21 protein-coding genes are annotated in these 25221 nt (G+C 73.1%); 18 read left to right on the top strand and 3 right to left on the bottom strand.

Features of this window, described 5'->3' with window-relative positions:
* Position 1 precedes the first annotated feature (1 nt).
* From ABTX60_RS03690 to cobC, 12 genes are read left to right on the top strand one after another with little or no spacing between them, the layout of a single operon-like run.
* Complete coding sequence (locus ABTX60_RS03690) at positions 2–1510, top strand: cobyric acid synthase (protein ID WP_352095440.1); 1509 nt, start codon at positions 2–4, stop codon at positions 1508–1510.
* Positions 1507–5172, top strand: coding sequence for a cobaltochelatase subunit CobN (cobN, locus tag ABTX60_RS03685; protein ID WP_352095439.1), 3666 nt, complete (start codon positions 1507–1509; stop codon positions 5170–5172). Before ABTX60_RS03690 ends, cobN begins: the two co-directional genes overlap by 4 nt.
* On the top strand, positions 5169–7166 hold the full coding sequence (locus ABTX60_RS03680) for a putative cobaltochelatase (RefSeq protein ID WP_352095438.1): 1998 nt from the start codon (positions 5169–5171) through the stop codon (positions 7164–7166). Before cobN ends, ABTX60_RS03680 begins: the two co-directional genes overlap by 4 nt.
* A complete protein-coding gene (gene cobO / locus ABTX60_RS03675) occupies positions 7166–7765 on the top strand; it encodes a cob(I)yrinic acid a,c-diamide adenosyltransferase (RefSeq protein ID WP_352095437.1) in 600 nt (199 codons plus the stop codon). Before ABTX60_RS03680 ends, cobO begins: the two co-directional genes overlap by 1 nt.
* Positions 7762–9159 carry a cobyrinic acid a,c-diamide synthase CobB gene (locus ABTX60_RS03670; protein ID WP_352095436.1) on the top strand — a complete coding sequence of 466 codons (1398 nt, stop codon included), beginning with the start codon at positions 7762–7764 and terminating at the stop codon, positions 9157–9159. The genes cobO and ABTX60_RS03670 overlap by 4 nt, the downstream gene beginning before the upstream one ends.
* Positions 9156–9905: a precorrin-2 C(20)-methyltransferase gene (gene cobI, locus ABTX60_RS03665; protein WP_352095435.1), complete on the top strand. Its 750-nt coding sequence runs from the start codon at positions 9156–9158 to the stop codon at positions 9903–9905. Before ABTX60_RS03670 ends, cobI begins: the two co-directional genes overlap by 4 nt.
* Before the next feature lie 53 nt (positions 9906–9958).
* Positions 9959–10777, top strand: a complete 819-nt coding sequence (gene cobM / locus ABTX60_RS03660) for a precorrin-4 C(11)-methyltransferase (protein ID WP_352095434.1) — start codon at positions 9959–9961, stop codon at positions 10775–10777.
* Positions 10774–12012, top strand: a complete 1239-nt coding sequence (gene cbiE / locus ABTX60_RS03655) for a precorrin-6y C5,15-methyltransferase (decarboxylating) subunit CbiE (protein ID WP_352095433.1) — start codon at positions 10774–10776, stop codon at positions 12010–12012. The genes cobM and cbiE overlap by 4 nt, the downstream gene beginning before the upstream one ends.
* A complete protein-coding gene (cobJ, locus tag ABTX60_RS03650; protein WP_352095432.1) occupies positions 12009–13700 on the top strand; it encodes a precorrin-3B C(17)-methyltransferase in 1692 nt (563 codons plus the stop codon). The genes cbiE and cobJ overlap by 4 nt, the downstream gene beginning before the upstream one ends.
* Positions 13697–14284 carry a precorrin-8X methylmutase gene (locus ABTX60_RS03645; RefSeq protein ID WP_352095431.1) on the top strand — a complete coding sequence of 196 codons (588 nt, stop codon included), beginning with the start codon at positions 13697–13699 and terminating at the stop codon, positions 14282–14284. Before cobJ ends, ABTX60_RS03645 begins: the two co-directional genes overlap by 4 nt.
* Entirely contained in the window at positions 14281–15204 is a 924-nt protein-coding gene (locus tag ABTX60_RS03640; protein ID WP_352095430.1) for a sirohydrochlorin chelatase, read from the top strand. Before ABTX60_RS03645 ends, ABTX60_RS03640 begins: the two co-directional genes overlap by 4 nt.
* Positions 15194–16249, top strand: coding sequence for an Rv2231c family histidinol phosphate aminotransferase CobC (gene cobC / locus ABTX60_RS03635; RefSeq protein ID WP_352095429.1), 1056 nt, complete (start codon positions 15194–15196; stop codon positions 16247–16249). Before ABTX60_RS03640 ends, cobC begins: the two co-directional genes overlap by 11 nt.
* Positions 16250–16280: 31 nt before the next feature.
* On the opposite strand, the gene ABTX60_RS03630 is transcribed toward cobC, so the two are convergent.
* A complete protein-coding gene (locus ABTX60_RS03630; RefSeq protein ID WP_352095428.1) occupies positions 16281–17192 on the bottom strand; it encodes an SCO1860 family LAETG-anchored protein in 912 nt (303 codons plus the stop codon).
* 189 nt (positions 17193–17381) lie between these two features.
* Positions 17382–18473 carry an amidohydrolase family protein gene (locus tag ABTX60_RS03625; protein ID WP_352095427.1) on the bottom strand — a complete coding sequence of 364 codons (1092 nt, stop codon included), beginning with the start codon at positions 18471–18473 and terminating at the stop codon, positions 17382–17384.
* Positions 18474–18607: 134 nt separating this feature from the next.
* Here ABTX60_RS03625 and ABTX60_RS03620 point away from each other — a divergent pair, with 134 nt between their 5' ends.
* The 6 genes from ABTX60_RS03620 (at position 18608) to thpD (ending at position 23904) form a co-directional block, all read left to right on the top strand.
* A complete protein-coding gene (locus ABTX60_RS03620; protein WP_352095426.1) occupies positions 18608–19708 on the top strand; it encodes a pyridoxal-phosphate-dependent aminotransferase family protein in 1101 nt (366 codons plus the stop codon).
* Positions 19709–19831: 123 nt separating this feature from the next.
* Positions 19832–20368 carry a DinB family protein gene (locus ABTX60_RS03615; protein WP_352095425.1) on the top strand — a complete coding sequence of 179 codons (537 nt, stop codon included), beginning with the start codon at positions 19832–19834 and terminating at the stop codon, positions 20366–20368.
* Between the two features lie 339 nt (positions 20369–20707).
* Complete coding sequence (gene ectA / locus ABTX60_RS03610; protein ID WP_352095424.1) at positions 20708–21214, top strand: diaminobutyrate acetyltransferase; 507 nt, start codon at positions 20708–20710, stop codon at positions 21212–21214.
* Between the two features lie 59 nt (positions 21215–21273).
* Entirely contained in the window at positions 21274–22545 is a 1272-nt protein-coding gene (gene ectB / locus ABTX60_RS03605) for a diaminobutyrate--2-oxoglutarate transaminase (protein WP_344456549.1), read from the top strand.
* 44 nt (positions 22546–22589) lie between these two features.
* Positions 22590–22988 (top strand): ectoine synthase, encoded by a 399-nt coding sequence (locus ABTX60_RS03600; protein ID WP_003989364.1) that lies wholly within the window; start codon positions 22590–22592, stop codon positions 22986–22988.
* Positions 22989–22995: 7 nt separating this feature from the next.
* Positions 22996–23904 carry an ectoine hydroxylase gene (thpD, locus tag ABTX60_RS03595; protein WP_352095423.1) on the top strand — a complete coding sequence of 303 codons (909 nt, stop codon included), beginning with the start codon at positions 22996–22998 and terminating at the stop codon, positions 23902–23904.
* Between the two features lie 174 nt (positions 23905–24078).
* Here thpD and ABTX60_RS03590 read toward each other — a convergent pair whose 3' ends face one another.
* Positions 24079–25131, bottom strand: coding sequence for an aminotransferase class V-fold PLP-dependent enzyme (locus ABTX60_RS03590; protein WP_352095422.1), 1053 nt, complete (start codon positions 25129–25131; stop codon positions 24079–24081).
* Positions 25132–25221: the final 90 nt, after the last annotated feature.

The following is a 25221-nucleotide window of genomic DNA, read 5'->3' as shown; positions in this document are numbered from 1 at the left end:
CATGAGCGGTGGGCTTCTTGTCGCCGGGACGACCAGCGACGCCGGCAAGAGCGTCGTGACCGCCGGGATCTGCCGGTGGCTGGTGCGCCAAGGCGTCAAGGTCGCGCCCTTCAAGGCGCAGAACATGTCCCTGAACTCCTTCGTGACGACGGAGGGGGCCGAGATCGGGCGGGCACAGGCCATGCAGGCGCAGGCCTGCCGCGTCGAGCCGACCGCGCTGATGAACCCCGTCCTGCTCAAGCCCGGTGGCGAGCAGAGCAGCCAGGTCGTGCTGCTGGGCAAGCCGGTCGGGGAGATGAGTGCGCGCGGCTACCACGGCGGCCGGCAACAGCGGCTGCTCGGGACGGTGCTGGACTGCCTGGAGCAGTTGCGGGGCACGTATGACGCGGTGATCTGTGAGGGGGCCGGTTCTCCCGCCGAGATCAATCTGCGGCGGACGGACATCGTGAACATGGGGATCGCCCGTAACGCCGGGCTGCCCGTGCTCGTCGTCGGCGACATCGACCGGGGCGGTGTGTTCGCCTCGTTCTTCGGGACGGTGGCCCTGCTGTCGCCCGAGGACCAGGCCTGTGTCGCCGGGTTCCTCGTCAACAAGTTCCGCGGGGACGTCTCCCTGCTGGAGCCGGGTCTGGAGATGCTGCACGGGCTCACGGGTCGGCGGACCTACGGTGTGCTGCCGTTCCGGCACGGGCTCGGGATCGACGAGGAGGACGGCCTCAGGGTCTCGCTGCGCGGGACCGTGCGGGAGTCCGTCGTCGCCCCGCCCGTGGGCGAGGACGTGCTGCGCGTCGCGGTCTGTGCCGTGCCGCTCATGTCGAACTTCACCGACGTGGACGCGCTGGCCGCCGAACCGGGCGTCGTGGTGCGGTTCGTGGACCGGCCGGAGGAACTGTCCGACGCCGACCTCGTCGTCGTGCCGGGCACCCGCGGGACGGTCCGGGCGCTGGAGTGGCTGCGTGAGCGGGGCCTCGCCGAGGCGCTGGTCCGCAGGGCCGCCGAGCAGCGGCCCGTGCTCGGCATCTGCGGCGGCTTCCAGATCCTCGGCGAGCGCATCGAGGACGACGTGGAGAGCCGCAGGGGTCGCGTCGACGGGCTCGGGATCCTGCCCGTGCGGGTGCGGTTCGCCCGCGAGAAGACCCTCACCCGGCCGCAGGGCGAGGCCCTCGGCGAGCGGGTCGAGGGTTACGAGATCCACCACGGGGTCGCCGACGTCATCGGCGGAGAACCCTTCCTGGACGGCTGCCGGGTCGGCCAGACCTGGGGCACGCACTGGCACGGCTCACTGGAGTCGGACGGCTTCCGGCGGGCCTTTCTGCGCGAGGTGGCGGCCGCCGCGGGCCGCCGTTTCGTGCCCGCGCCGGACACCTCGTTCGCCGCGCTGCGCGAGGAGCAGCTCGACCGGCTCGGCGACCTGATCGAACAGCACGCGGACACCGACGCGCTGTGGCGGCTCATCGAGTCCGGCGCGCCGCAAGGACTGCCCTTCATTCCACCGGGAGCACCCGCATGAGCACTGTGTTGTTGTTGTCGACCGCCGACACGGACCTGCTGGCGGCCCGGGCCGCCTCCGGTGCCGACTACCGGATCGGCAACCCGACCCGCGTGGACGTCCGGGAGGAGCTGCCGGCGCTGCTGGACGGGGCGTCCGTCGCCGTCGTCCGGCTGCTCGGCGGCAAGCGGGCCTGGGAGGACGGTCTCGCCGCGCTGAAGGCCTCCGGCGTCCCCACCGTGCTGCTCGGCGGCGAGGCCGTGCCGGACGCGGAGCTGATGGCCGAGTCGTCCGTCCCGGCCGGTGTCGTGGCCGAGGCGCTGAAGTACCTCGTGGAGGGCGGGCCGGAGAACCTCACCGAACTCGCCCGCTTCCTCTCGGACACCGTGCTGCTGACGGGCGAGGGGTTCGTCGAGCCGCGGAAGATGCCGGAGTACGGAGTCCACGGCGAGCGCGCCCGGGTGGAGGGCCGTCCGACCGTCGGCGTGCTCTTCTACCGGGCCCACGAACTGAGCGGCAACACCGCCTTCGTCGACACCCTGTGCGACGCCATCGAGGCGCGCGGCGCCAACGCGCTGCCCGTGTACTGCGGTTCGCTGCGCGGCGCGGACGCGGGACTGTACGAGATCCTCGGACAGGCGGACGCCCTGGTCGCGACCGTCCTCGCCGCGGGCGGCACCCACGCCTCGCAGGCCTCGGCGGGCGGTGACGAGGAGGCCTGGGACATCGGCGCCCTCGCCGAGCTGGACATCCCCGTGCTGCAGGGCCTGTGCCTGACGTCCTCGCGGCAGGCCTGGGCGGACTCGGACGCCGCCCTCTCCCCCATGGACGCCGCGATGCAGGTGGCGATCCCGGAGTTCGACGGGCGGCTCATCACCGTGCCGTTCTCCTTCAAGGAGCGGGTCGACGACGATATGGCCGACGTGCCCGTCTACGTCGCCGACCCGGAGCGTGCGGGACGCGTCGCCGGCATCGCCGTACGGCACGCGCGGCTGAGGCACAAGGACAACGCCGAGAAGAAGCTCGCGCTGGTCTTCACCGCCTACCCGACCAAGCACTCGCGGGTCGGCAACGCGGTCGGGCTCGACACCCCGGCCTCGGCGGTGCGGGTGCTGGACGCGCTGCGGGACGCCGGGTACGTCGTCGAGGGGCATCCGGACGAGGGTGACGAGCTGATCCACCGGCTCATCAACGCCGGCGGGCACGACGTGGAGTGGCTGACGGAGGAGCAGCTGGCCGCCGCGCCCGCGCGGGTGCCGCTGGCGGACTACCGGGCCTGGTTCGAGAAGCTCGACCCGGAGCTGAAGGACGCCATGACCGAAGCGTGGGGCGAGCCGCCGGGCAGCCTCTACGTCGACGGGGACGACATCGTGCTGGCGTCCCTGCAGTTCGGGAACGTCGTCGTGATGATCCAGCCGCCGCGCGGCTTCGGCGAGAACCCGATCGCGATCTACCACGACCCGGACATGCCGCCGTCCCACCACTACATGGCGGCCTACCGGTGGCTGGAGAACAGTTTCGGCGCCGACGCCATCGTCCACATGGGCAAGCACGGCACGATGGAGTGGCTGCCGGGCAAGGGGCTCGGGCTCGGCGGGGGCTGCGCCCCGGACGCGGTCCTCGGGGACCTGCCGCTGGTCTACCCGTTCATCGTCAACGACCCGGGCGAGGGCACCCAGGCCAAGCGGCGCGGGCACGCCACGGTCGTCGACCACCTCGTGCCGCCGATGGCCCGCGCCGACACCTACGGCGACCTGGCCAAGCTGGAGCAGCTCCTCGACGAGTACGCGCTCGTCTCCGACCTGGACCCGACGAAGGCCCCGACCGTGCGCGCCCAGATCTGGACGCTGGTCAAGGCCGCCGAACTCCACCACGACCTGCACGTCGACGAACAGCCGGACGACGCGGAGTTCGACGAGTTCGTCATGCACATCGACGGCTACCTGTGCGAGATCAAGGACGTGCAGATCCGCGACGGCCTGCACATCCTGGGCGGCGGTCCGGTCGGCGAGCCGCGCGTCAACCTCGTGCTGGCCGTGCTGCGCGCCTCGCAGGTGTGGGGCGGACAGGCCAACGCGCTGCCGGGCCTCAGGGCGTCGCTGGCGCGGCACTTCGGGCTGGTGGAGAAGGAGCTGCTGGCCGAGCCGGGCGCTCCGGTGAAGGTGCCCGTGGAGCTGACGGACCTGGTGGACGGCCCGGCACGCAGCGCCGCCGACGCGATCGACCTGCTGGAGCAGCTGTGCCGGCGGATCGCGGAGGGCATGGAGGAGCGCGGCTGGGCGGTCGCCGAGAGCGCGCCCCTGGTCCGGGAGGTCCTCGGCACCGAACTGCCCGAGGCGGTCGCGGTGCTGGAGTTCGCCTGTTCCGAGGTCGTGCCCCGGCTGGAGAAGACCACCGACGAGATCGGGCACATCCTGCGGGCCCTGAACGGCGGTTACGTCCCGGCCGGTCCGTCCGGCTCGCCGACCCGCGGGCTCGTCAACGTCCTGCCGACGGGCCGCAACTTCTACTCCGTCGACCCCAAGGCCATCCCGTCCCGGCTGAGCTGGGAGGTCGGGCAGTCGCTCGCGAACTCGCTGGTGCAGCGGTATCTGCAGGACACCGGTGAGTACCCGAAGTCCGTCGGCCTGACCGTGTGGGGCACCTCGGCGATGCGCACCCAGGGCGACGACATCGCCGAGATCCTGGCGCTGCTGGGCTGCCGGCCGGTGTGGGACGACGCCTCGCGGCGCGTGACCGGTTTCGAGGTGATCCCCCCGGCGGAGCTCGGCCGGCCGCGCATCGACGTGACGGTCCGCATCTCGGGCTTCTTCCGGGACGCGTTCCCGCACGTGGTGGGACTGATCGACGACGCGGTCCGCACGGTCGCCGAACTGGACGAGCCGGCCGAGTCCAACTACGTCCGGGCCCACGCCGACCAGGACACCGCCGAGCACGGCGACCGCCGCCGGGCCACGGCCCGCATCTTCGGCTCCAAGCCGGGGGCGTACGGGGCCGGTCTGCTGCCGCTGATCGACGCCCGCAACTGGCGCTCGGACGCGGACCTCGCCGAGGTGTACGCGGTGTGGGGCGGCTACGCCTACGGGCGGGGACTCGACGGGCGAGCCGCGCGCGGGGACATGGAGACGGCGTTCAAGCGGATCGCGGTGGCCGCGAAGAACGTCGACACCCGTGAGCACGACCTGGTCGACGCCGACGACTACTTCCAGTACCACGGCGGCATGGTCGCCATGGTGCGGCACCTGACGGGCGAGAGCCCCGAGGCGTACGTCGGCGACTCGGCCACCCCCGACCAGGTGAAGACCCGCACGCTCGGCGAGGAGACGCACCGCGTGTTCCGCGCCCGGGTGGTCAACCCGCGCTGGATGGCGGCCATGCGGCGGCACGGCTACAAGGGCGCCTTCGAGATGGCGGCGACGGTGGACTACCTGTTCGGGTACGACGCCACGGCCGGGGTCGTGGACGACTGGATGTACGAGAAGCTCAGCGCCGAGTACGTCTTCGACCCGGAGAACCGGGACTTCATGAAGAAGTCCAACCCCTGGGCTCTGCGCGGCATCACCGAGCGGCTGCTGGAGGCCGCAGAGCGCGGACTGTGGGCCGAGCCCGACGCGGAGACGCTGGAACGGCTGCGCGCCACCTATCTGGAACTCGAAGGCGACCTGGAGGGCGACGAGAAGTGAGCACCCCCTTTCCGTTCACGGCCGTCGTCGGCCAGGACGACTTGCGGCTCGCGCTGCTGCTGAACGCGGTGTCACCGGCGGTCGGCGGTGTGCTGGTGCGCGGCGAGAAGGGCACGGCCAAGTCGACGGCGGTGCGAGCGCTGTCGGCGCTCATGCCCACGCTGGACGTCGTCTCCGGCTGCCGGTTCTCCTGCGACCCCGGCTCCCCCGACACCGGCTGCCCCGACGGGCCGCACGAGCCGGGGGCGTTCGAGACCCGGGCCGCGCGCATGGTCGAACTGCCCGTCGGCGCCTCCGAGGACCGGCTGGTCGGCGCACTGGACATCGAGCGGGCGCTCTCCGAGGGCGTGAAGGCCTTCGAGCCGGGCCTGCTGGCCGACGCGCACCGCGGGATCCTCTACGTCGACGAGGTCAACCTGCTCCACGACCACCTGGTCGACCTGCTGCTGGACGCCGCCGCGATGGGCGCCTCGTACGTCGAGCGCGAGGGCGTCTCGGTGCGGCACGCGGCGCGGTTCCTGCTCGTCGGCACCATGAACCCCGAGGAGGGCGAGCTGCGGCCGCAGCTGCTCGACCGGTTCGGGCTGACCGTGGAGGTCGCGGCCTCCCGGGAGCCGGACCAGCGGGTCGAGGTCGTCAGGCGGCGACTGGCCTACGACGACGACCCGGCCGCCTTCGCCGCGCGCTGGGCCGAGGAGGAGGCCGCCGTACGGGCCCGGATCGTCGCCGCCCGGGAGCTGCTGCCGTCCGTGCGGCTGGGCGACGGGGCGCTGCGGCAGATCGCGGCGACCTGCGCGGCCTTCGAGGTGGACGGCATGCGCGCCGACATCGTGATGGCACGGACCGCCACCGCGCTGGCGGCCTGGGCCGGCCGCACGGACGTGCTCGCGGAGGACGTCCGGCAGGCGGCGCTGCTCGCACTGCCGCACCGGCGGCGGCGCAACCCCTTCGACGCGCCGGGTCTCGACGAGGACAAGCTCGACGAGACCCTGGAGGAGTTCGGCGGTTCGGACGACGACGATCCCGACCCGGACCCCGGGCCGGACGGGCCCGGCGGGGGCGGCGGGCAGCCGGACCCCGACGACGCGCCCCAGGGCGACGGCGACACCGCGGCCCGGCCCGAGGCCGGCGAGGGCGGGCAGCCGCAGCCCTCGGGCGCCGGCGAGCAGCCGGCCGCACGCGCCTCCGAGCCGTTCCGCACCAAAGTGCTGAGCGTGCCCGGGATCGGCGAGGGTGCCGCCGGGCGGCGCTCGCGGGCACGGACCGAGCATGGGCGGACGACCGGGGCCCGGCGGCCCCGGGGCGCGCTCACCAAGCTGCACCTGGCGGCGACCGTGCAGGCCGCGGCGCCGCACCAGCGGGCACGGGGGCGGTCCGGACCGGGACTGGTGGTGCGCCGTGACGATCTGCGGCAGGCCACCCGCGAGGGACGCGAGGGCAATCTCGTGCTGTTCGTCGTGGACGCCTCCGGGTCGATGGCGGCCCGGCAGCGGATGAGTGCCGTCAAGGGCGCCGTGCTGTCGCTGCTGCTGGACGCCTACCAGCGGCGCGACAAGGTAGGTCTGGTGACCTTCCGCGGCACGGACGCGGACGTCGCGCTGCCGCCGACCTCGTCGGTGGACGCGGCGGCTGCCCGGCTGGAGACGCTGCCTACCGGCGGGCGCACGCCGCTCGCCACGGGGCTGCTGCGTGCCCACGACGTGCTGCGCGTGGAGCGGCTGCGCGATCCCGTGCGGCGGCCGCTGGTCGTGGTGGTGACGGACGGACGGGCCACCGGTGGCCCCGAGCCGGTCGCCCTGGCCGGGCGTGCGGCCCGGCTGTTCGCGGCCGACGGGGTCGCCTCCGTCGTCGTGGACTGCGAGTCGGGGCCGGTACGGCTCGGGCTCGCCGGGCAGCTCGCGGGTGAACTGGGCGGTACGGCCGTGACATTGGACGAGCTGCGGGCGGACAGCATCGCCGGGCTCGTGAAGGACGTGCAGAGGAGGGCCGCGTAATGCCGCAGGGACAGCCGAGTGTGGTGCCGGACGACGGACTGACGACACGGCAGCGGCGGAACCGGCCGCTGGTCGTGGTGCACACGGGCATCGGCAAGGGCAAGTCCACCGCCGCCTTCGGGCTCGCGCTGCGGGCCTGGAACCAGGGGTGGCCGATCGGGGTGTTCCAGTTCGTCAAGTCGGCGAAGTGGAAGGTCGGCGAGGAGAACGCGCTGCGGGTGCTCGGCGCCTCCGGCGAGGGCGGGTCCGTCGACTGGCACAAGATGGGCGAGGGCTGGTCCTGGGTGCAGCGCGACGCCCAGATGGACAACGAGGAGAAGGCCCGGGAGGGCTGGGAGCAGGTCAAGCGGGACCTGGCCGCCGAGACGTACAAGCTGTACGTGCTCGACGAGTTCGCCTACCCGATGCACTGGGGGTGGGTGGACACGGACGAGGTGATCTCCGTGCTGCGGGAGCGGCCGGGGACGCAGCACGTCGTCATCACCGGGCGGAACGCGCCGGAGAAGCTCGTGGACTTCGCCGATCTCGTGACCGACATGTCCAAGGTCAAGCACCCCATGGACGCGGGCCAGAAAGGCCAGAGGGGCATCGAGTGGTGAGTGCTTCCGTCCCACGGCTGGTCATCGCCGCGCCCTCGTCGGGCAGCGGCAAGACCACCGTCGCCACGGGGCTGATGGCCGCGTTCGCCGCGCGGGGGCTCGCCGTGTCCCCGCACAAGGTCGGGCCGGATTACATCGACCCCGGGTACCACGCGCTCGCGACCGGGCGAGTGGGACGGAACCTCGACGCGTACCTGTGCGGGCCCGAGCTGGTCGGGCCGCTGTTCCTGCACGGGGCACAGGGGTGTGACATCGCCGTCGTCGAGGGTGTGATGGGGCTGTACGACGGTGCCGCGGGTGAGGGTGAGCTCGCCTCCACGGCGCATGTCGCGAAGCTGCTGGGGGCGCCGGTGGTGTTGGTCGTGGACGCGTCGTCGCAGTCCCGGTCGGTGGCGGCGCTGGTGCACGGGTTCGCCTCCTGGGATCCGGAGGTGCGGGTCGGGGGCGTGATCCTGAACAAGGTCGCCTCGGACCGGCACGAGGAGTTGCTGCGGGAGGCGTTGGAGCAGGCGGGGGTGCCTGTGCTGGGGGTGTTGCGGCGGGCTGCTCAGGTGGCGACGCCGTCACGGCATCTCGGGCTGGTTCCTGTGGCCGAGCGGCAGGGTGCGGCGGTCGAGGCGGTCGCTGCGATGGCTGCGCAGGTCTTGGACGGGTGTGACCTGGGGGCGTTGGAGGCGCTGGCACGTGCTGCCGGTGCCGTACCAGGGGGCTCCGCCCCCTGGACCCCCGCCTCGCCCACCCACCACCCGCCGCGGCCGGATGAGAGACGAGAGTCCCCCGCAGGCCCGCGATCGCCCGTAGTCGCCGTCGCCGGTGGGCCCGCCTTCACCTTCTCCTACGCCGAACACACCGAGCTGCTCACCGCCGCCGGAGCCGAGGTCGTCACCTTCGACCCCCTGCGGGACGAGGAACTGCCCGAGGGGGCCGCCGGGTTGGTGATCGGGGGCGGGTTTCCCGAGGTGTACGCCGCCGAGCTGTCCGCCAACGAACCCCTGCGCAAGGCCGTTGCCGAGCTGGCGGCGGGCGGCGCTCCCGTGGCCGCCGAGTGTGCCGGGCTGCTGTATCTGTGCCGGGAGCTGGACGGGCTGCCGATGTGCGGGGTGCTGGACGCCCGCGCGCGGATGACCGAGCGGCTCACGCTGGGCTACCGGGACGCCGTGGCCGTGGGCGACAGTGCCCTCGCCGTGGCCGGAACGCGGATGCGGGGGCACGAGTTCCACCGGACCGTCGTGGAGCCCGGCGCGGGGGCGGAGCCCGCCTGGGGAGTCCGCAACCCCCGGCCGCGGGTCGAAGGTTTTGTACAGCGCGGTGTGCACGCGAGCTATCTGCACACGCACTGGGCGTCCGAGCCCGGTGTCGCCCATCGGTTCGTGGAGAGGTGCCGGACGTCATGAGCAGCAGGCTGATCGGAGTCGGGGTCGGGCCCGGGGATCCGGAACTGGTGACCGTCAAGGGCGTCAACGCCCTGCGGGAAGCCGAGGTCGTGGTGGTGCCCGTGATGGCCGCGCCCGACGGGACGGACGGCGGGGAGCGCGGCCGGGCCGAGGCGACCGTGCTGCACTACGTGCCCGAGGAGAAGGTCGTCCGGGTCGTGTTCGCGCTGAACGAGCGCAGCGACCGGGAGCGGCGCGAGGCCGCCTGGGACGCGGCCGGCGAGCGGGTCGCCGAGTTGCTGCGGCGGCACCCGTCGGTGGCCTTCGCGACCATCGGGGACCCCAACGTGTACTCGACCTTCACCTACCTCGCGCAGACCATCGCCGAGCTCGTGCCGGGGACCGTCGTCGAGACGGTGCCCGGTATCACCGCCATGCAGGATCTCGCCGCCCGGTCGGGTGCGGTGCTGACCGAGGGGACCGAGCCGCTCACGCTCGTGCCCGTCACCGCCGGGTCGGCCGTGCTGAAGGACGCGCTGGCCGGGCCCGGGACCGTGGTCGCCTACAAGTTCGGGCGGCAGGCGCACGAGGTCGCCGAGGCGCTGCGGGAGACCGGGCGGCTCGGGGACGCCGTGTGGGGCTCGGCGCTCGGCCTGCCGGAGGAGTCCGTGCGCCGGGCCGCCGAGCTCGACGACACGCCCCTGCCCTATCTGTCGACGCTCATCGCACCCGCCCGGCGTGACGGCGGGCGCGGCGGAAAGCTCTGACCCCTCCCGCCCGTCTTCCCCCGTTCCATCCCCTGTACGAGAGGATCCATCCCATGGCCGACGCCCCCGCCGGCAAAGTGACCTTCGTCGGTGCCGGCCCCGGCGCCGCCGACCTGCTGACGTTCCGCGCCGCGCGCGCCATCGCCGAGGCGGACGTCGTGATCTGGGCGGCCAGCCTGGTCCAGGAGGAGGTCCTGGAGCACGCCCGCGAGGACGCGGAGATCCTCGACTCGGCGACCATGTCCCTGGAGGACGTCGTCGCCGTGTACGAGCGGGCACGCGGCGAGGGGCTGAAGGTGGCCAGGATCCATTCCGGCGACCCGGCCCTGTGGGGCGGCACGCAGGAGCAGGTCGACCGTTGCGCCGAGATCGGCATCGCGACCGAGATCGTGCCCGGGGTGTCCTCCTTCTCGGCCGTCGCGGCGCTCGCGCAGCGCGAGCTGACCATCCCGGAGGTCGCGCAGTCGGTCGTGCTGACCCGGCTCGGCGGCGGCAAGACGCCCATGCCGCCCGGCGAGGAGGTCCGGGAGTTCGCCAAGCACGGCACCACCATGGCGGTGTTCCTCTCCGCCGCCCGCAGCGGGCAGCTCGTGCGGGAGCTGCTGGAGGGCGGTTACCCGACGACGACCCCGGTCGTGGTGGCGTACCAGGCGACCTGGCCGGAGGAGCTGGTCGTGAGGTGCACGATCGGCACGCTGGAGGAGACGGTCAAGGAGCACAAGCTCTGGAAGCACACCCTCTTCCTGGTCGGCCCGGCGCTCGACGCGCACGGCACGCGCTCGCACCTGTACCACCCCGGTCACTTCCACGGCTACCGCAAGGCCGACCCGCAGGCGCGCCGGGCGCTGCGCGAGCGGGGGGCGAGTACGTGATCACGGTGGTCGGCACGGGGACGGGGACGGCGCCTTCCGACGACGTCCTCGCCGGTGCCGGGCTGGTGGTGGGCGGGCGGCGGCACCTCGATGCCGTACGGCTGCCGGAGACGGCGGAGCGGGTCGTGCTCGGGCCTCTCACGCCGGCCCTCGACACCATCGGCGCGTACGTCGCGAAGGACCGTCCCGTCGTGGTGCTGGCCTCCGGCGACCCCGGGTTCTTCGGGATCGTGCGGGTGCTGGCGGAGCGGTTCGGGCCGGAGCGGCTGGACGTGCGGCCCGGGGTGTCGTCGGTGGCCGCCGCGTTCGCGCGGATCGGGCTGCCGTGGGACGACGCCGTGGTGGTGAGTGCCCATGGGCGGGAGCTGCGGACGGCCGTCAACGTGTGCCGGACGCAGGCCAAGACGGCAGTGCTGACCGGCCCTGGCGCCGGTCCGGCGGAGCTGGGTGCCGCGTTGCGGGGCGTGGCACGGGTGCTGGTCGTCGCCTCCGGGCTCGGCTCGCGGGCGGAGCGCGTGGAGCGGGTGACGCCCGCCGAGGCCGCCGCCCGGGACTGGGGTACGGCGGTGAACGTGGTGCTGTGCCTGGACGAGGCGCGGGCGCTCGGCCCCGTACGGACGGTCGCGGGCCCGGGTGAGCGGCCCGCCGGCTGGGCTCTGGACGAGGCGGAGTTCGCCCACCGGGACTCGATGATCACCAAGTTCGAGGTGCGGGCGCTGGCCCTGGCCCGGCTGGGGCCGCGCCCGGGCGACCTGGTGTGGGACGTGGGCGCGGGCTCGGGGTCCGTGGCCGTGGAGTGCGCGCGGCTCGGTGCGGCCGTGACCGCCGTGGAGAAGACCGCGGACGGGGTGGAGCGGGTCCGCGCCAACGCCGCCGCGCACGGTGTGGACGTGCGGGTGGTGCGGGGCGCGGCGCCGGAGGCGCTGGCGGAGCTCGCCGAGGAACCCGACGCCGTGTTCGTGGGGGGTGGCGGGCGCGAACTGCCCGTGATCGTCGCCGCGTGCGCGCGACGCGTCCGGCGCACGGTGGTCGTCGCCATGGCGGCGCTCGACCGGGTGCCGGCCGCGCGCGAGGCCCTGACGAGCGCCGGTCTCACCTGCGACGGCGTGCTCCTTCAGGCGTCGCGGCTCGCGCCGCTGCCCGGGGACGTGACCCGGCTCGCGGCGACCAACCCCGTTTTCCTGCTGTGGGGCGTCCGGCCCCCGGCAGCCATCGAAGAAGGAGTCACCCAGTGATCGGCCTCATTTCCGCCACGGCGGCGGGAGCGGCTGCCCGGGACCGGCTGGCCGCCGCGTGGCCGGACCGCACCCGTGTCTACGAAGGTCCCGTCGGGGACGCTGTACGGACCGCGTTCGCGCAGTGCGAGCAGCTCGTGTGCTTCCTGGCGACGGGCGCGGTGGTGCGGCTGGTGGCACCGCTGCTGTCCGGCAAGACCGAGGACCCGGGCGTGGTGTGCGTCGACGAGGGCGGGCGGTTCGCCGTGTCCCTGCTGGGCGGGCACGCGGGCGGCGCCAACGAACTGGCCCGCGAGGTGGGCGAGGTGCTGGGTGCCGAGCCGGTGGTGACGACGGCCACGGACGCCGTGGACCTGCCGGGCCTGGACACCCTCGGCCTGCCCGTGGAGGGCGATGTCGCCGGGGTGTCGCGGGCGCTGCTGGACGGCGAGGCGGTGGCGCTGCGGGCCGAGGTGGCCTGGCCGCTGCCCCCGCTGCCGGTGGCGGAGGAGGGGCCGTACACGATCCGGCTCACCGACCGGCTCGTGGCGGCGGCCGAGCGCGAGGCCGTGCTGCGTCCGCCGACCCTGGTCGTCGGGGTCGGGGCGTCCAAGGGCGCCCCCGTGGCGGAGGTCCTCGGGCTGGTCGAGGAGGCCCTGCGGGAGGCCGGGCTGTCGGTGGCGTCCGTCGCCGGACTCGCCACCGTGGACGCCAAGGCCGGGGAGGCCGGCATCGTCGAGGCCGCGCGGCGGCTCGGGGTGCCGCTGGTGACGTACTCCGCCGAGGAGCTGGCCGGGGTCGACGTGCCCAACCCGTCCGACGCGCCGCTCGCGGCCGTGGGCACCCCGTCCGTGGCGGAGGCCGCCGCGCTCGTCGGCGGGGGCGAACTCCTCGTCCCCAAGCGGAAGTCGGCCGCGAGCCCGGCGATGGCGACCTGTGCCGTCGTACGGCGGCCGGGGCGCGGGCGGCTCGCGGTGGTGGGGCTCGGGCCCGGCGCGCGGGATCTGCTGACACTGCGTGCGCAGGCCGAACTGCGGCGGGCCTCCGTGCTCGTGGGACTCGACCAGTACGTCGACCAGATCCGTGATCTGCTGCGGCCCGGCACCCGGATCCTGGAGTCGGGGCTGGGGGCCGAGGAGGAGCGGGCGCGCACGGCGGTCGAGGAGGCCCGCAAGGGGCAGGCCGTCGCGCTGATCGGCAGCGGCGACGCGGGCGTCTACGCCATGGCCTCCCCGGCGCTGGCCGAGGCCTCCGACGACATCGACGTGGTGGGTGTGCCCGGCGTGACGGCGGCGCTCGCCGCCGGTGCGATCCTGGGCGCCCCGCTGGGCCACGACCACGTGTCGATCAGCCTGTCCGACCTGCACACGCCGTGGGAGGTCATCGAACGGCGGGTGCGGGCGGCGGCCGAGGCGGACATCGTGGTCACCTTCTACAACCCGCGTTCGCGCGGCCGTGACTGGCAGCTTCCCAAGGCGCTGGGCATCCTCGCCGAGCACCGGACACCGCAGACGCCGGTGGGTGTGGTGCGCAACGCCTCGCGTCCGGACGAGTCCAGCCGGCTCACCACCCTGGGCTCCCTCGACCCGGCGACGGTCGACATGATGACGGTCGTGACCGTGGGCAACACGGCGACCCGGGACATCGCGGGGCGCATGGTGACGCCGCGCGGCTACCGCTGGCAGTCGGCGCAGGAGGGCTCCGAGTGAACCGAGTCGTTCATCCCATCGAGGAAGAGTCCTACCGGCGCATGCGGGCCCGGCTGGACACCTCGCACTTCCCGCCGCTGACCCGGGCGGTCGTGGAGCGGGTCGTCCACTCCGCCGCCGACCTCGACTACGCCACCGACCTCGTCATGGACGAGGCGGACCTCGAGAAGGCGCACGCGGCGCTGCACGCCGGGGCGCCCGTGGTCGTGGACGTGGCGATGGTCGGCGCCGGCATCACCCGGCGCGAGACCGTCTGCCGCCTCGGGGACGCCCAGGCCGGTCCCGGGCTGACCAGGTCCGCGCACGCGATCCGGCTCGCCCACGAGCAGGTCGGGCCCGGCGCCCTCTGGGTGATCGGCAACGCGCCGACCGCGCTGGAGGAGCTGCTGACGCTCGACGCCGACCCCGCGCTCGTCATCGGACTGCCCGTCGGTTTCGTCGGAGCCGTCGAATCGAAGGCCGCGCTGCGCGAGAGCGGGCTGCCCGCCGTGAGCAACGTGTCCGAGAAGGGCGGGTCGGCGGTCGCCGCCGCCGCGCTCAACGCCCTGCTGTACCACCCCACTTCCGCCGAGGAGAAACTGTGACCACCCCGCCCGCCCTGCTCATCGCCGGCCACGGCACCCGGGACGACGCCGGAGCCGAGGCGTTCCGCGACTTCGTACGGCAGCTGGGAGCCCGGCACCCCGAACTGCCCGTAGCCGGCGGCTTCATCGAGCTGTCCCCGCCTCCGCTGGGCGAGGCCGTCACCGAGCTGGTGGAGCAGGGCGTGCGGCGGTTCGCCGCCGTTCCGCTGATGCTGGTGTCCGCCGGGCACGCCAAGGGCGACATCCCGGCGGCCCTGGCCCGCGAGAAGGAGCGGCACCCGGGTATCTCGTACACGTACGGGCGTCCGCTCGGCCCGCACCCGGCGCTGCTGAACGTGCTGGAGCGGCGGCTGGACGAGGCCCTGGGGTCGGCGGGCCGCACGCCCGGCGACCGGGCCGATGTGACGGTCCTGCTGGTGGGGCGCGGGTCCACCGATCCGGACGCCAACGCCGAGGTGCACAAGGCGGCCCGGCTGCTGTGGGAGGGGCGCGGCTACGCGGGCGTCGAGACGGCGTTCGTGTCGCTGGCGGCGCCTGACGTGCCGAGCGGGCTGGACCGCTGTGTGCGGCTGGGCGCGCGCCGGATCGTGGTCCTGCCCTACTTCCTGTTCACGGGCATCCTGCCGGACCGGGTGCGGCACCAGACGGAGGGCTGGGCGGCCGCGCACCCGGAGGTGGAGGTGCTGTCGGCCGACGTCATCGGGCCGGAGCCGGAGCTGCTGGACCTGGTGTGGGAGCGGTACGAGGAGGCCGTCAAGGGCGATCTGCGGATGAACTGCGACTCGTGCGTGTACCGCGTCGCGCTGCCGGGCTTCGAGGACAAGGTGGGCCTGCCGCAGCAGCCGCACTTCCACCCGGACGACGACGACCACCACCACGGGCACGGGCATCACCACGGCGCTCACTCGCATGCGCACTGAGAGCGGGCACGATCTGCGCCACCACGGGGACGCGGAGGTCCGGGACGACGGCGGTTCGCTCGTGGACCTCGCCGTGAACGTCCGCGCCGACACGCCCCCGGTGTGGCTGCGGGAGCACATCGCCGCGTCGCTCGGCGGGCTCGCGGCCTACCCGGACGGGCGGGCCGCGCGGGCGGCGGTGGCCGCGCGGCACGGGCTGCCGGTGGAGCGGGTGCTGCTGACGGCGGGCGCGGCGGAGGCGTTCGTGCTGCTGGCGCGGGCGCTGAAGGTGCGGCGGCCGGTCGTCGTGCATCCCCAGTTCACGGAGCCGGAGGCGGCGCTGCGGGACGCGGGGCACACGGTCGGGCGGGTGCTCCTGCGGGAGACGGCCGGCTTCCGGCTGGACCCGGCGGCCGTCCCCGAGGACGCGGACCTGGTGGTCATCGGCAACCCGACGAACCCGACCTCGGTGCTGCATTCTGCGGACACGATCGCCGGGCTCGCCCGGCCCGGGCGGGTGCTGGTGGTGGACGAGGCGTTCATGGACGCGGTGCCGGGCGAACGTGAGGCCCTGGCCGGGCGGGTCGACGTGCCCGGCCTCGTGGTGCTGCGCAGCCTGACCAAGACGTGGGGGCTGGCCGGGCTGCGGATCGGGTACGTGCTGGCGGCGCCGGAGACCGTCGAGGACCTCCAGCGGGCCCAGCCCCTGTGGCCGGTGTCGACCCCGGCGCTGGCCGCGGCCGAGGCGTGCGTGGGGCCCCGGGCGGTGGCGGAGGCGGCCCACGCGGCGCACCGCATCGCCGCGGACCGCGCCCATCTGCTGACCGGCCTCGCCCGTCTCGCCCCGGCCGGGCTACGGGTGGCCGGGCCCGCCGAGGGCCCCTTCGTGCTGATCCGCCTGCCCCGGGCGTCCACCGTCCGCCGGCGTCTGCGCGACCTCGGCTGGGCCGTGCGCCGCGGGGACACCTTCCCCGGGCTGGACGAGGAGTGGCTGCGACTGGCGGTACGCGACCGCAGGACGACCGACGGGTTCCTGGAGGCACTGGAGCGGGCGCTGGAGGACTGAGGGCACCTCCGGCGCTCCCTGCCTGCGGGGGTCATCCCCGTCGGCGGGCCAGGGCCACTGCTCCCCCGCCCGCCGCGAGCAGGGCGATCGCGGCTGCCATCAGGTACGGCGTGGTCGAGCTGCCGCCCGTCTCGGCCAGGCCCGTTTCGACGGGTTCCCCCTGGGGCTTCAGTTCGGCCGGCGCGGCGGACGGCCCGGACGGGGGCTGTGCGGCGGGCTCGGCCTTTGGTGTCCGGCAGGTCGCCTCGGCCAGGGTGAGCGTTCCGTTCACCTCGGCCACGTTCAGCTTCGACGGGTTGACGGACACCTTCAGGTCGAGGGCGGTGGCGGCGGCCGTCCGGGCCGTGACCCGCGTGCTCGAGAGGTCCAGGCGCACCTCGCCGACGCCCGGCACCTCGACCTCCGTGGGGCCACCGGCGGTCAGGGCCACGCGCTTGCCGAGCACGGTCACCGAGCCGGGGAGGCCGGTCGTGGCGACCGGCTTCTTCCCCACCGCGCAGGTGGCCCTGGCCGTGACCTGCTCGACCTCGATCAGCGACAGCAGCGGCAGGCCGGGGACGTGGAGGCGGGCGTGGGCCAGGGTGGTGCTGCCCTCGGCCTCGGTGGCGGTCGCCGTGGCTCTCGCCTCGGCCACCTCGGCGCTCAGCACGTTGAAGGGCCGGCCGCCGTCCACCGCGTCGAGGGATGCCTTCAGCGTGGTCCTCTCGGCGCTTCGCGGGGCCCGGACGTCGTTGAGGGAGACGGCGAGGGGGACGCTCACCGACTGGTTCAGCAGGGAGACGTCCAGGCCGGTACTCAGCACTACGGCGCTCGCGCCGCCGTGGTCGCCGGTGGCGTGCGCCGGGCTCACGCCGGTCAGTGCCACGGGCCCGGCGGCGAGGGCCGTGGCGGTCGCGACGGTCGCCAGACGGCGGGCGGGCACGCGGAAGGAAGGGCTGTTCACGGTGGGGACTCCAGGGGAGACAGGCTCGGGACCCGGAAAGAATCGCCGCACCGCGCACACGGCGTCAGCGATCTGACGCCGCTTCACTCCAACGTGGCGGGACCGTGGATCCATTCGATTTCCACGGCACAGGCGTTCCCCTCCGCCACCCTCGGGGGTCGGCACCGCGATCGCCGCGCGGGCCCGGCCCTACCCGACCACGCGCCCGTTCAGCACCACCCGGCGCGGCGACGTCAGCACCCGTACGTCGGCCCGCGGGTCCTCGTCGTAGACCACGAGGTCGGCCGGGGCGCCCTCGTCCAGGCCGGGGCGGCCGAGCCAGGTGCGGGCGGTCCAGGTGCCCGCGGCGAGGGCCTCGACGGGCGGGATGCCGGCGGTGACGAGTTCGCCCACCTCGGCCGCGGCCAGACCGTGGGCGAGGCCACCGCCGGCGTCGGTGCCGACGAAGACGGGGATGCCGGCGTCGTAGGCGTTGCGCACGGTGTCGTAGCGGTTCTCGTGGAGCCGGCGCATGTGGGCCGACCAGCGGGGGAACTTGCTCTCGCCGCCGTCGGCGAGCTGCGGGAAGGTGGCGATGTTGACCAGGGTCGGGACGATGGCGACGCCCCGTTCGGCGAACAGCGGGATGAGGTCCTCGGTCAGGCCCGTCGCGTGTTCGATGCAGTCGATGCCCGCCTCGACGAGGTCCTGGAGGGAGTCCTCCGAGAAGCAGTGGGCGGTCACGCGCGCGCCGAGGCGGTGGGCCTCGGCGATGGCCGCCTCGACGGCTCCGCGGGGCCAGCAGGCCGAGAGGTCGCCGAGGTCGCGGTCGATCCAGTCACCGACCAGCTTGACCCAGCCGTCGCCGCGGCGGGCCTCCCGGGCGACATAGGCGACCAGGTCCTCCGGCTCGATCTCCCAGGCGTAGTTGCGGATGTAGCGGCGGGTCCGGGCGATGTGCCGCCCGGCGCGGATGATCTTCGGCAGGTCCTCCCGGTCGTCGATCCAGCGGGTGTCGGAGGGCGAGCCGGCGTCGCGGATGAGCAGGGTGCCCGCGTCCCGGTCGGTCAGGGCCTGCTTCTCGGCGACGTCCTCGGGGACCGGGCCGTGCCGGTCGAGTCCGACGTGGCAGTGCGCGTCGACGAGGCCGGGCAGGGCCCAGCCGACGACCGTGCGGACGTCGCGGGCGCCGGCGGGACGGTCGTAGGTGACGCGGCCGTCGACCACCCACAGGTCGTCCCGGACGTCCTCGGGTCCGACGAGCACCCGCCCCTTCACGTGCAGCACCACCTGATCGCTCATGCACCGCACCTTAATCAGCCGGCCGCGCCGCATCGACGGGGGCCGGTGTCCGCGGGACGCGCCGGGCGGGCGGCCGGGGAGCGCCGGTTACCCTCGATGCGGCCGAACCTGCCGTGAGTGAAGAGAGCATTGCCGTGACGCATCCGTTTCTGGACCTGGCCCCGCTCGGCGCGGACCGCTTCGCCGCGATCGAGGACCGTGTGGCGCGGCTGCTGAGCACCGGGCAGGACGTCGTGATCATGCAGGGCGAGGCGCTGCTGCCGCTGGAGGGCGCGATCCGCGCCACGGCCGGTCCGGGCACGACGGCTTTGAACGTCATCACGGGGCCGTACGGCCAGACCTTCGGTGACTGGCTGCGGGACTGCGGGGCCACGGTGATCGACCTGGCGGTGCCCTTCCACACGGCGGTCACGGCCGAGCAGATCCGGCAGGCCTTCGCCGAGCACCCGGAGATCGACTTCGTGTCCCTGGTGCACGCGGAGGCGGCGACCGGCAACACCAACCCGGTCGCGGAGATCGGCGAGGTCGTACGGGCGCACGGGGCGCTGTTCTACCTGGACGCCGTGGCGTCGATCGGGGCCGAGCCGGTGCTGCCGGACGCGTGGGGCGTGGACCTGTGCGTGATCGGGGCGCAGAAGGCGATGGGCGGCCCGGCCGGGGTGTCGGCGGTGTCGGTGAGCGAGCGGGCCTGGGCTCGGATGGCCGCCAACCCGAGGGCGCCGCGCCGGTCGTACCTGTCGCTGCTCGACTGGAAGGAGCGGTGGATCGACGGCGGCCGCAGGGCGCTGCTGCACGCGCCGGCCCAGCTGGAGATGCTGGCGCTGGAGGCCTGCGTGGAGCGGATCGAGGCGGCGGGTCTCGACGCCGTGATGGCCCGGCACGCGTCCGCCGCGGCGGCCACCCGGGCCGGGGCGGTCGCACTCGGCGGCGGTCTGGAGCCGTACGTGTACGAGGCGCGGGACGCCGCGCCCGTCGCCACGACGCTGCGGGCACCGTCCCAGACGGTGGCGTCGGAGCTGGTCCGGCGGGCGCTGGAGGCGGATCCGGTGGTGCCGCTCGCCGCCGGCGGGGGTGCGCTGGCCAAGGAGATGATCCGGGTCAACCACTACGGCGCCGACGCGACGCCGGGGGCGGTGCGGGCCGGCCTGGCGGCTCTGGGCGCGGCACTCTCCGAGCAGGGACTGCCGGTGGACGTGGAGGGCGCGCTGCGGGCCGCCGAGGGGGCGTGGCGGTAGCCCTCGGCACGAGGTCGCCCGCGCTGCCTGTGGCGGCGAGCGCACGAGGGAGTTCGCGGGGCTGATCGCGCCGGCCGGAGTGACCGGGGCACCGTTGTCGGTGCCCCGTGCCATGCTCCCCGTATGACCGCCGACACATCCCCTGACATCCCGGTCCTCCCCGACGGCCGCCCCGTGCCCCGCCTCACGGGCGACGAGCGGGCCATGCTCGAGAGCTGGCTGGACTTCCACCGGGCCACGCTGGAGCTGAAGTGCGCGGGGCTGGACGACGCGCAGGTGCGGATCGCCGCGGCCGAGCCTTCGTCGCTGACCCTGCTCGGGCTGGTGCAGCACCTCGCCGAGGTCGAGCGGAACTGGTTCCAGCGGGTGGCCTGCGGGCTCGACGTGCCGCCGGTGTTCGAGGACGCGACCGGCTATGCGCTGGACCCGGCGCGCGGGCCGGACGAGGCGCTCGCGATCTGGCGGCGGGAGATCGCGCGGGGACGGAAGCTGTGCGCCGGGCTGCCGCTGGACCACATCGGGCGGGTCGCCGAGGGGCCGGTGCCCGGGATGGAGGTCAGCCTGCGCTGGGTGCTCATCCACATGATCGAGGAGTACGCGCGGCACAACGGTCACGCCGATCTCCTGCGGGAACGCATCGACGGAGTGACCGGGGCCTGAATTGCACATGCATTCCGCGACATCCCACATGTAAGCTGGCACACAATTGCGAATTCCCTCAAGAAAAGCTTCCCGTATTCTTCTGCCCGCTTTTCCCGGTCCTAAACGCGCAGATTTTGAGGACACTCGGAGGGGAAATTCTGGCAGGTTTCGCGCGGCTTACATGGTTGTGACGCGTTACACACCGTGACCCCTTTGCCCGGTATTACCCGGACAATATCGGGCATTCCATCACCCAGGTACATGATCCCTCGCGCTCGCGTGATAACACAGACGAGGTTCATATGTAACCCCGGTCGGCGATGCAATTTTGAATTTCGCTGGGTAAGTTCAATTTGCATGACCGCCGTACAAGCAGATCCGCAAATCGACCGCCCCACCGTGGCCGACGGAGCCGCACTCTGGCGGATGGCGAAGGACTCGAAGGTTCTCGACCTGAACTCGTCCTACAGCTATCTGCTGTGGTGCCGGGACTTCGCCGCCACCTCGGCCGTCGCCCGCGACGAGCAGGGTGAGCCGATGGGTTTCATCACCGGGTACGTGCGGCCGGACAGCCCGCGCACCCTGCTGGTCTGGCAGGTGGCGGTGGACGAGGCCCACCGCGGGCGCGGACTGGCCGCCGCGCTGCTCGACGGTCTGGTCGCGCGGACCGTGGCCGACCTGGGGGTGACGACCGTGGAGACCACCATCACCCCGGGTAACACCGCCTCGGAGCGCCTGTTCACGTCGTTCGCCGAGCGTCACGGCGCCCGGCTGGAGCGCGAGGTGCTCTTCGACACGGCCGTGTTCCCCGACGGGCCGCACGACCCCGAGGCCCTGTACCGCATCGGCCCGCTGCCCCACTGAGACTTCCCTCCCCACCCCACACCCGCAGACTTCCCCCACGTACCGAGGAGCGATTCGTCGTGACCATCACCCAGCCCGACCTGAGCGTCTTCGAGACCGTCGAGTCCGAGGTGCGCAGCTACTGCCGCGGCTGGCCCACCGTCTTCGACCGTGCGGTGGGCAGCCGCATGTACGACGAGGACGGCCATGAGTACCTCGACTTCTTCGCCGGAGCCGGGTCACTGAACTACGGGCACAACAACCCGGTCCTGAAACGCGCCCTGATCGACTACCTGGAGCGGGACGGCGTCACGCACGGGCTCGACATGTCGACCACGGCCAAGCGCACGTTCCTGGAGGCCTTCCAGAACCTGCTGCTGCGCCCGCGCGACCTGCCGTACAAGGTCATGTTCCCCGGCCCGACCGGCACCAACGCCGTGGAGGCCGCGCTGAAGCTGGCGCGGAAGGTGAAGGGGCGCGAGTCGATCGTGTCGTTCACCAACGCCTTCCACGGCATGTCGCTGGGCTCGCTGGCCGTGACCGGCAACGCCTTCAAGCGGGCCGGCGCCGGTATCCCGCTGGTGCACGGCACGCCCATGCCGTTCGACAACTACTTCGACGGCACGGTCGAGGACTTCCTGTGGTTCGAACGGCTGCTGGAGGACCAGGGCTCGGGCCTCAACAAGCCCGCCGCCGTGATCGTCGAGACCGTGCAGGGCGAGGGCGGCATCAACGTGGCCCGGCCCGAGTGGCTGCGCGCCCTGTCCGAGCTGTGCGAGCGGCAGGACATGCTGCTGATCGTCGACGACATCCAGATGGGCTGCGGCCGTACCGGCGCGTTCTTCTCCTTCGAGGAGGCGGGCATCACGCCGGACATCGTCACCGTCTCCAAGTCGATCAGCGGCTACGGCCTGCCCATGTCGCTGTGCCTGTTCAAGCCGGAGCTCGACGTCTGGGAGCCCGGCGAGCACAACGGCACCTTCCGCGGCAACAACCCCGCGTTCGTCACGGCCACCGCGACCCTGGAGACCTACTGGGCCGACGGTTCCGCGATGGAGAAGCAGACCCGCAAGCGCGGCGAGCAGGTCGAGCAGGCGCTGATCTCCATCACCGAGGAGAACCTGGCCGACGTGAAGGAGTACCGGGGCCGCGGCCTGGTGTGGGGCCTGGAGTTCCACGACAAGGAGCGTGCGAACAAGGTCGCCAAGCGCGCCTTCGAGCTCGGACTGCTCATCGAGACGTCCGGCCCCGAGAGCGAGGTCGTCAAGATGCTCCCCGCGCTCACCATCACGCCCGAGGAACTGGACGAGGGCCTGAGCACACTGGCCCGTGCCGTCCGCGAGACCGCCTGACACCGAACCGAGAGCACCACTCACCTAGGAGGCATCGCAGCACCGTGATTGTCCGTTCGTTCAAGGAGATCGAAGGTACCGACCGGCACGTGAAGGCGGCGTCCGGTACGTGGGAGAGCAAGCGCATCGTCCTCGCCAAGGAGAAAGTGGGCTTCTCCCTGCACGAGACGGTTCTCTACGCGGGTACGGAGACGTCGATGTGGTACGCGAACCACATCGAGGCCGTCGTCTGCACGGAGGGCGAGGCCGAGCTGACCGACCACGAGACCGGGCTGACGCACACCATCACGCCCGGCACGATGTACCTCCTGGACGGGCACGAGAGGCACACGCTGCGGGTCAAGCAGGACTTCCGCTGCCTCTGCGTGTTCAACCCGCCCGTGACCGGACGGGAGGACCACGACGAGAACGGCGTCTACCCGCTGCTCACCGAGGAGGTGTGACGTTTCCATGACCGCCACCACCGACACCACCACCGGTATCCCGGACCTCTACCCCAGTCGCGGTGCCGTCGAGGCGCTGACCCCGCGTCAGGATCCGGTTGTCTGGGGCGCACCCGACGCCCCGGGCCCGGTCGCCCCGGCCGACCTGCTGTCCTTCGAGCGCGACGGCTTCCTGGCCATCGACGAGCTCATCAGCGATGACGAGGTCGCCGTCTACCGGAACGAACTGAACCGGCTGGTGAACGACCCGGACATGCGTGCCGACGAGCGGTCGATCGTCGAGCCGCAGTCCAAGGAGATCCGCACGGTCTTCGAGGTGCACAAGATCAGCGAGGTGTTCGCCCGGCTGGTCCGCGACGAGCGGGTCGTCGGACGGGCGCGGCAGATCCTCGGCTCGGACGTGTACGTCCACCAGTCGCGGATCAACGTCAAGCCGGGGTTCGGTGCCAGTGGCTTCTACTGGCACTCGGACTTCGAGACGTGGCACGCCGAGGACGGTCTGCCGCGGATGCGCACGGTGTCGGTCTCGATCGCGCTGACCGAGAACTACGACACCAACGGCGGTCTCATGATCATGCCGGGGTCGCACAAGACGTTCCTCGGGTGTGCGGGTGAGACGCCGAAGGACAACTACAAGAAGTCGCTGCAGATGCAGGATGCCGGGACACCGTCGGACGAGGCGCTGACCCAGATGGCCACGCAGCACGGCATCAAGCTGTTCACGGGCAAGGCCGGTTCGGCGACCTGGTTCGACTGCAACGCCATGCACGGTTCCGGTGACAACATCACGCCGTTCCCGCGCAGCAACGTGTTCATCGTGTTCAACAGCGTGGAGAACACGGCGGTGGAACCGTTCGCGGCCCCTGTCCGGCGCCCGGAGTTCATCGGGGCGCGGGACTTCACGCCGGTGCGGTGACCGCCCTCCCCCTGCCGGGGGTCCGGGGGTCGCCCCCGGAGAAACACAGCATCGGGGCGCGGGACTTCACGCCGGTGCGGTGACCGCCGTCGGCGGTGAGCGGTGAACCGACCGTGTGACAGAGCTGCCGGGTGGGGCCTCCTCGTGTGGGACGGGAGGCCCCACCCGGTTCTGTCATGCCGCGAGCACCTTCAGGAGCCGGTCCACGTCCGCGGGCGTGTTGTAGAGGTGGAACGCGGCCCGCAGGTTCCCGGACCGGTCGGACACCTCGATGCCCTGCCGGCTCAGTTCGCCCTGCCGGTGGCCGAGCCCCGGCACCGACACGATCGCCGAGCCGGGCGCGGCGACCGGCTCGTGGCCCAGCTCCGCGAGCCCGGCACGGAAGCGGTCCGCGAGGCCGACGTCGTGGGCGTGCACGACATCGACGCCGATCTCCTCCAGCAGTTCCAGGGACGCTCGCAGTCCCGCGTAGGTGAAGAGGGCGGGGCTGACGTCGAACCGCCGCGCGGAGTGGGCGAGTTCCTCGACGGGGCCGTAGCAGCTGTCCCACGGGCGTTCCCCGGCGACCCAGCCGGCGAGCAGCGGTGTGAGGCCGCCGAAGTCCAGCGGGGCGACGAAGAACGCGGCTCCGTGCGGGCCCATGAGCCACTTGAATCCGACGGCGGCGACGAAGTCGTCGGCGTCGGCCTCCATCGGCAGCCAGCCCGCCGACTGGGAGGCGTCGACGTAGGTGCGGGCGCCGTGCGCCCGGGCCGCCTCGCGCACCGCGGGCAGGTCGGCGAGGCGGCCGTCGGCGGACTGGGCGGCGCTGACCGCGACGAGCGCGGTGCCGGGACGGACGGACTCGGCGATCCGCTCCAGGGGCACGGCACGCACCTTGAGGTCGCCGCGCGCGTGGAACGGGTTCACCAGCGAGGAGAAGTCGGCCTCCGCCGTGAGGACTTCGGCGCCGGCGGGCAGCGAGGCGGCGATCAGCCCGCCGTACTCGGCGACCGAGGCACCGGTCGCGACCCGTTCGGCCGGAACGCCGGCCAGGCGGGCGAAGGACGCGCGGGCGGTCTCCACGTCCTCGTACAGGGGACCCAGGGGCGTGCCCTCGGCACGCATCCGCACCGCCTGCTGTACGGCGCTGACGGTACGGGCGGGCAGGAGCCCGTTGCTCGCGGTGTTGAGGTAGGTGTGCTTCGGGGTGAACTCGGCACGGACGAGGTTCTCGAAGGTCTCCATGGGACCACTCTGCGTCCCCCGGAACTCCCCGTCCATTGCCGATGTCTGCGTGGTGCCGCTAAGGAGCGCTTATGGATGCGCTCCGAGCTG

Origin of the sequence: Streptomyces sp. NPDC126510 (assembly GCF_040302345.1) — a bacterium.
GTDB lineage: Bacteria > Actinomycetota > Actinomycetes > Streptomycetales > Streptomycetaceae > Streptomyces.
Note: the sequence above shows the minus strand (reverse complement) of the source record. Positions and strands in the feature narration are given on the sequence as shown.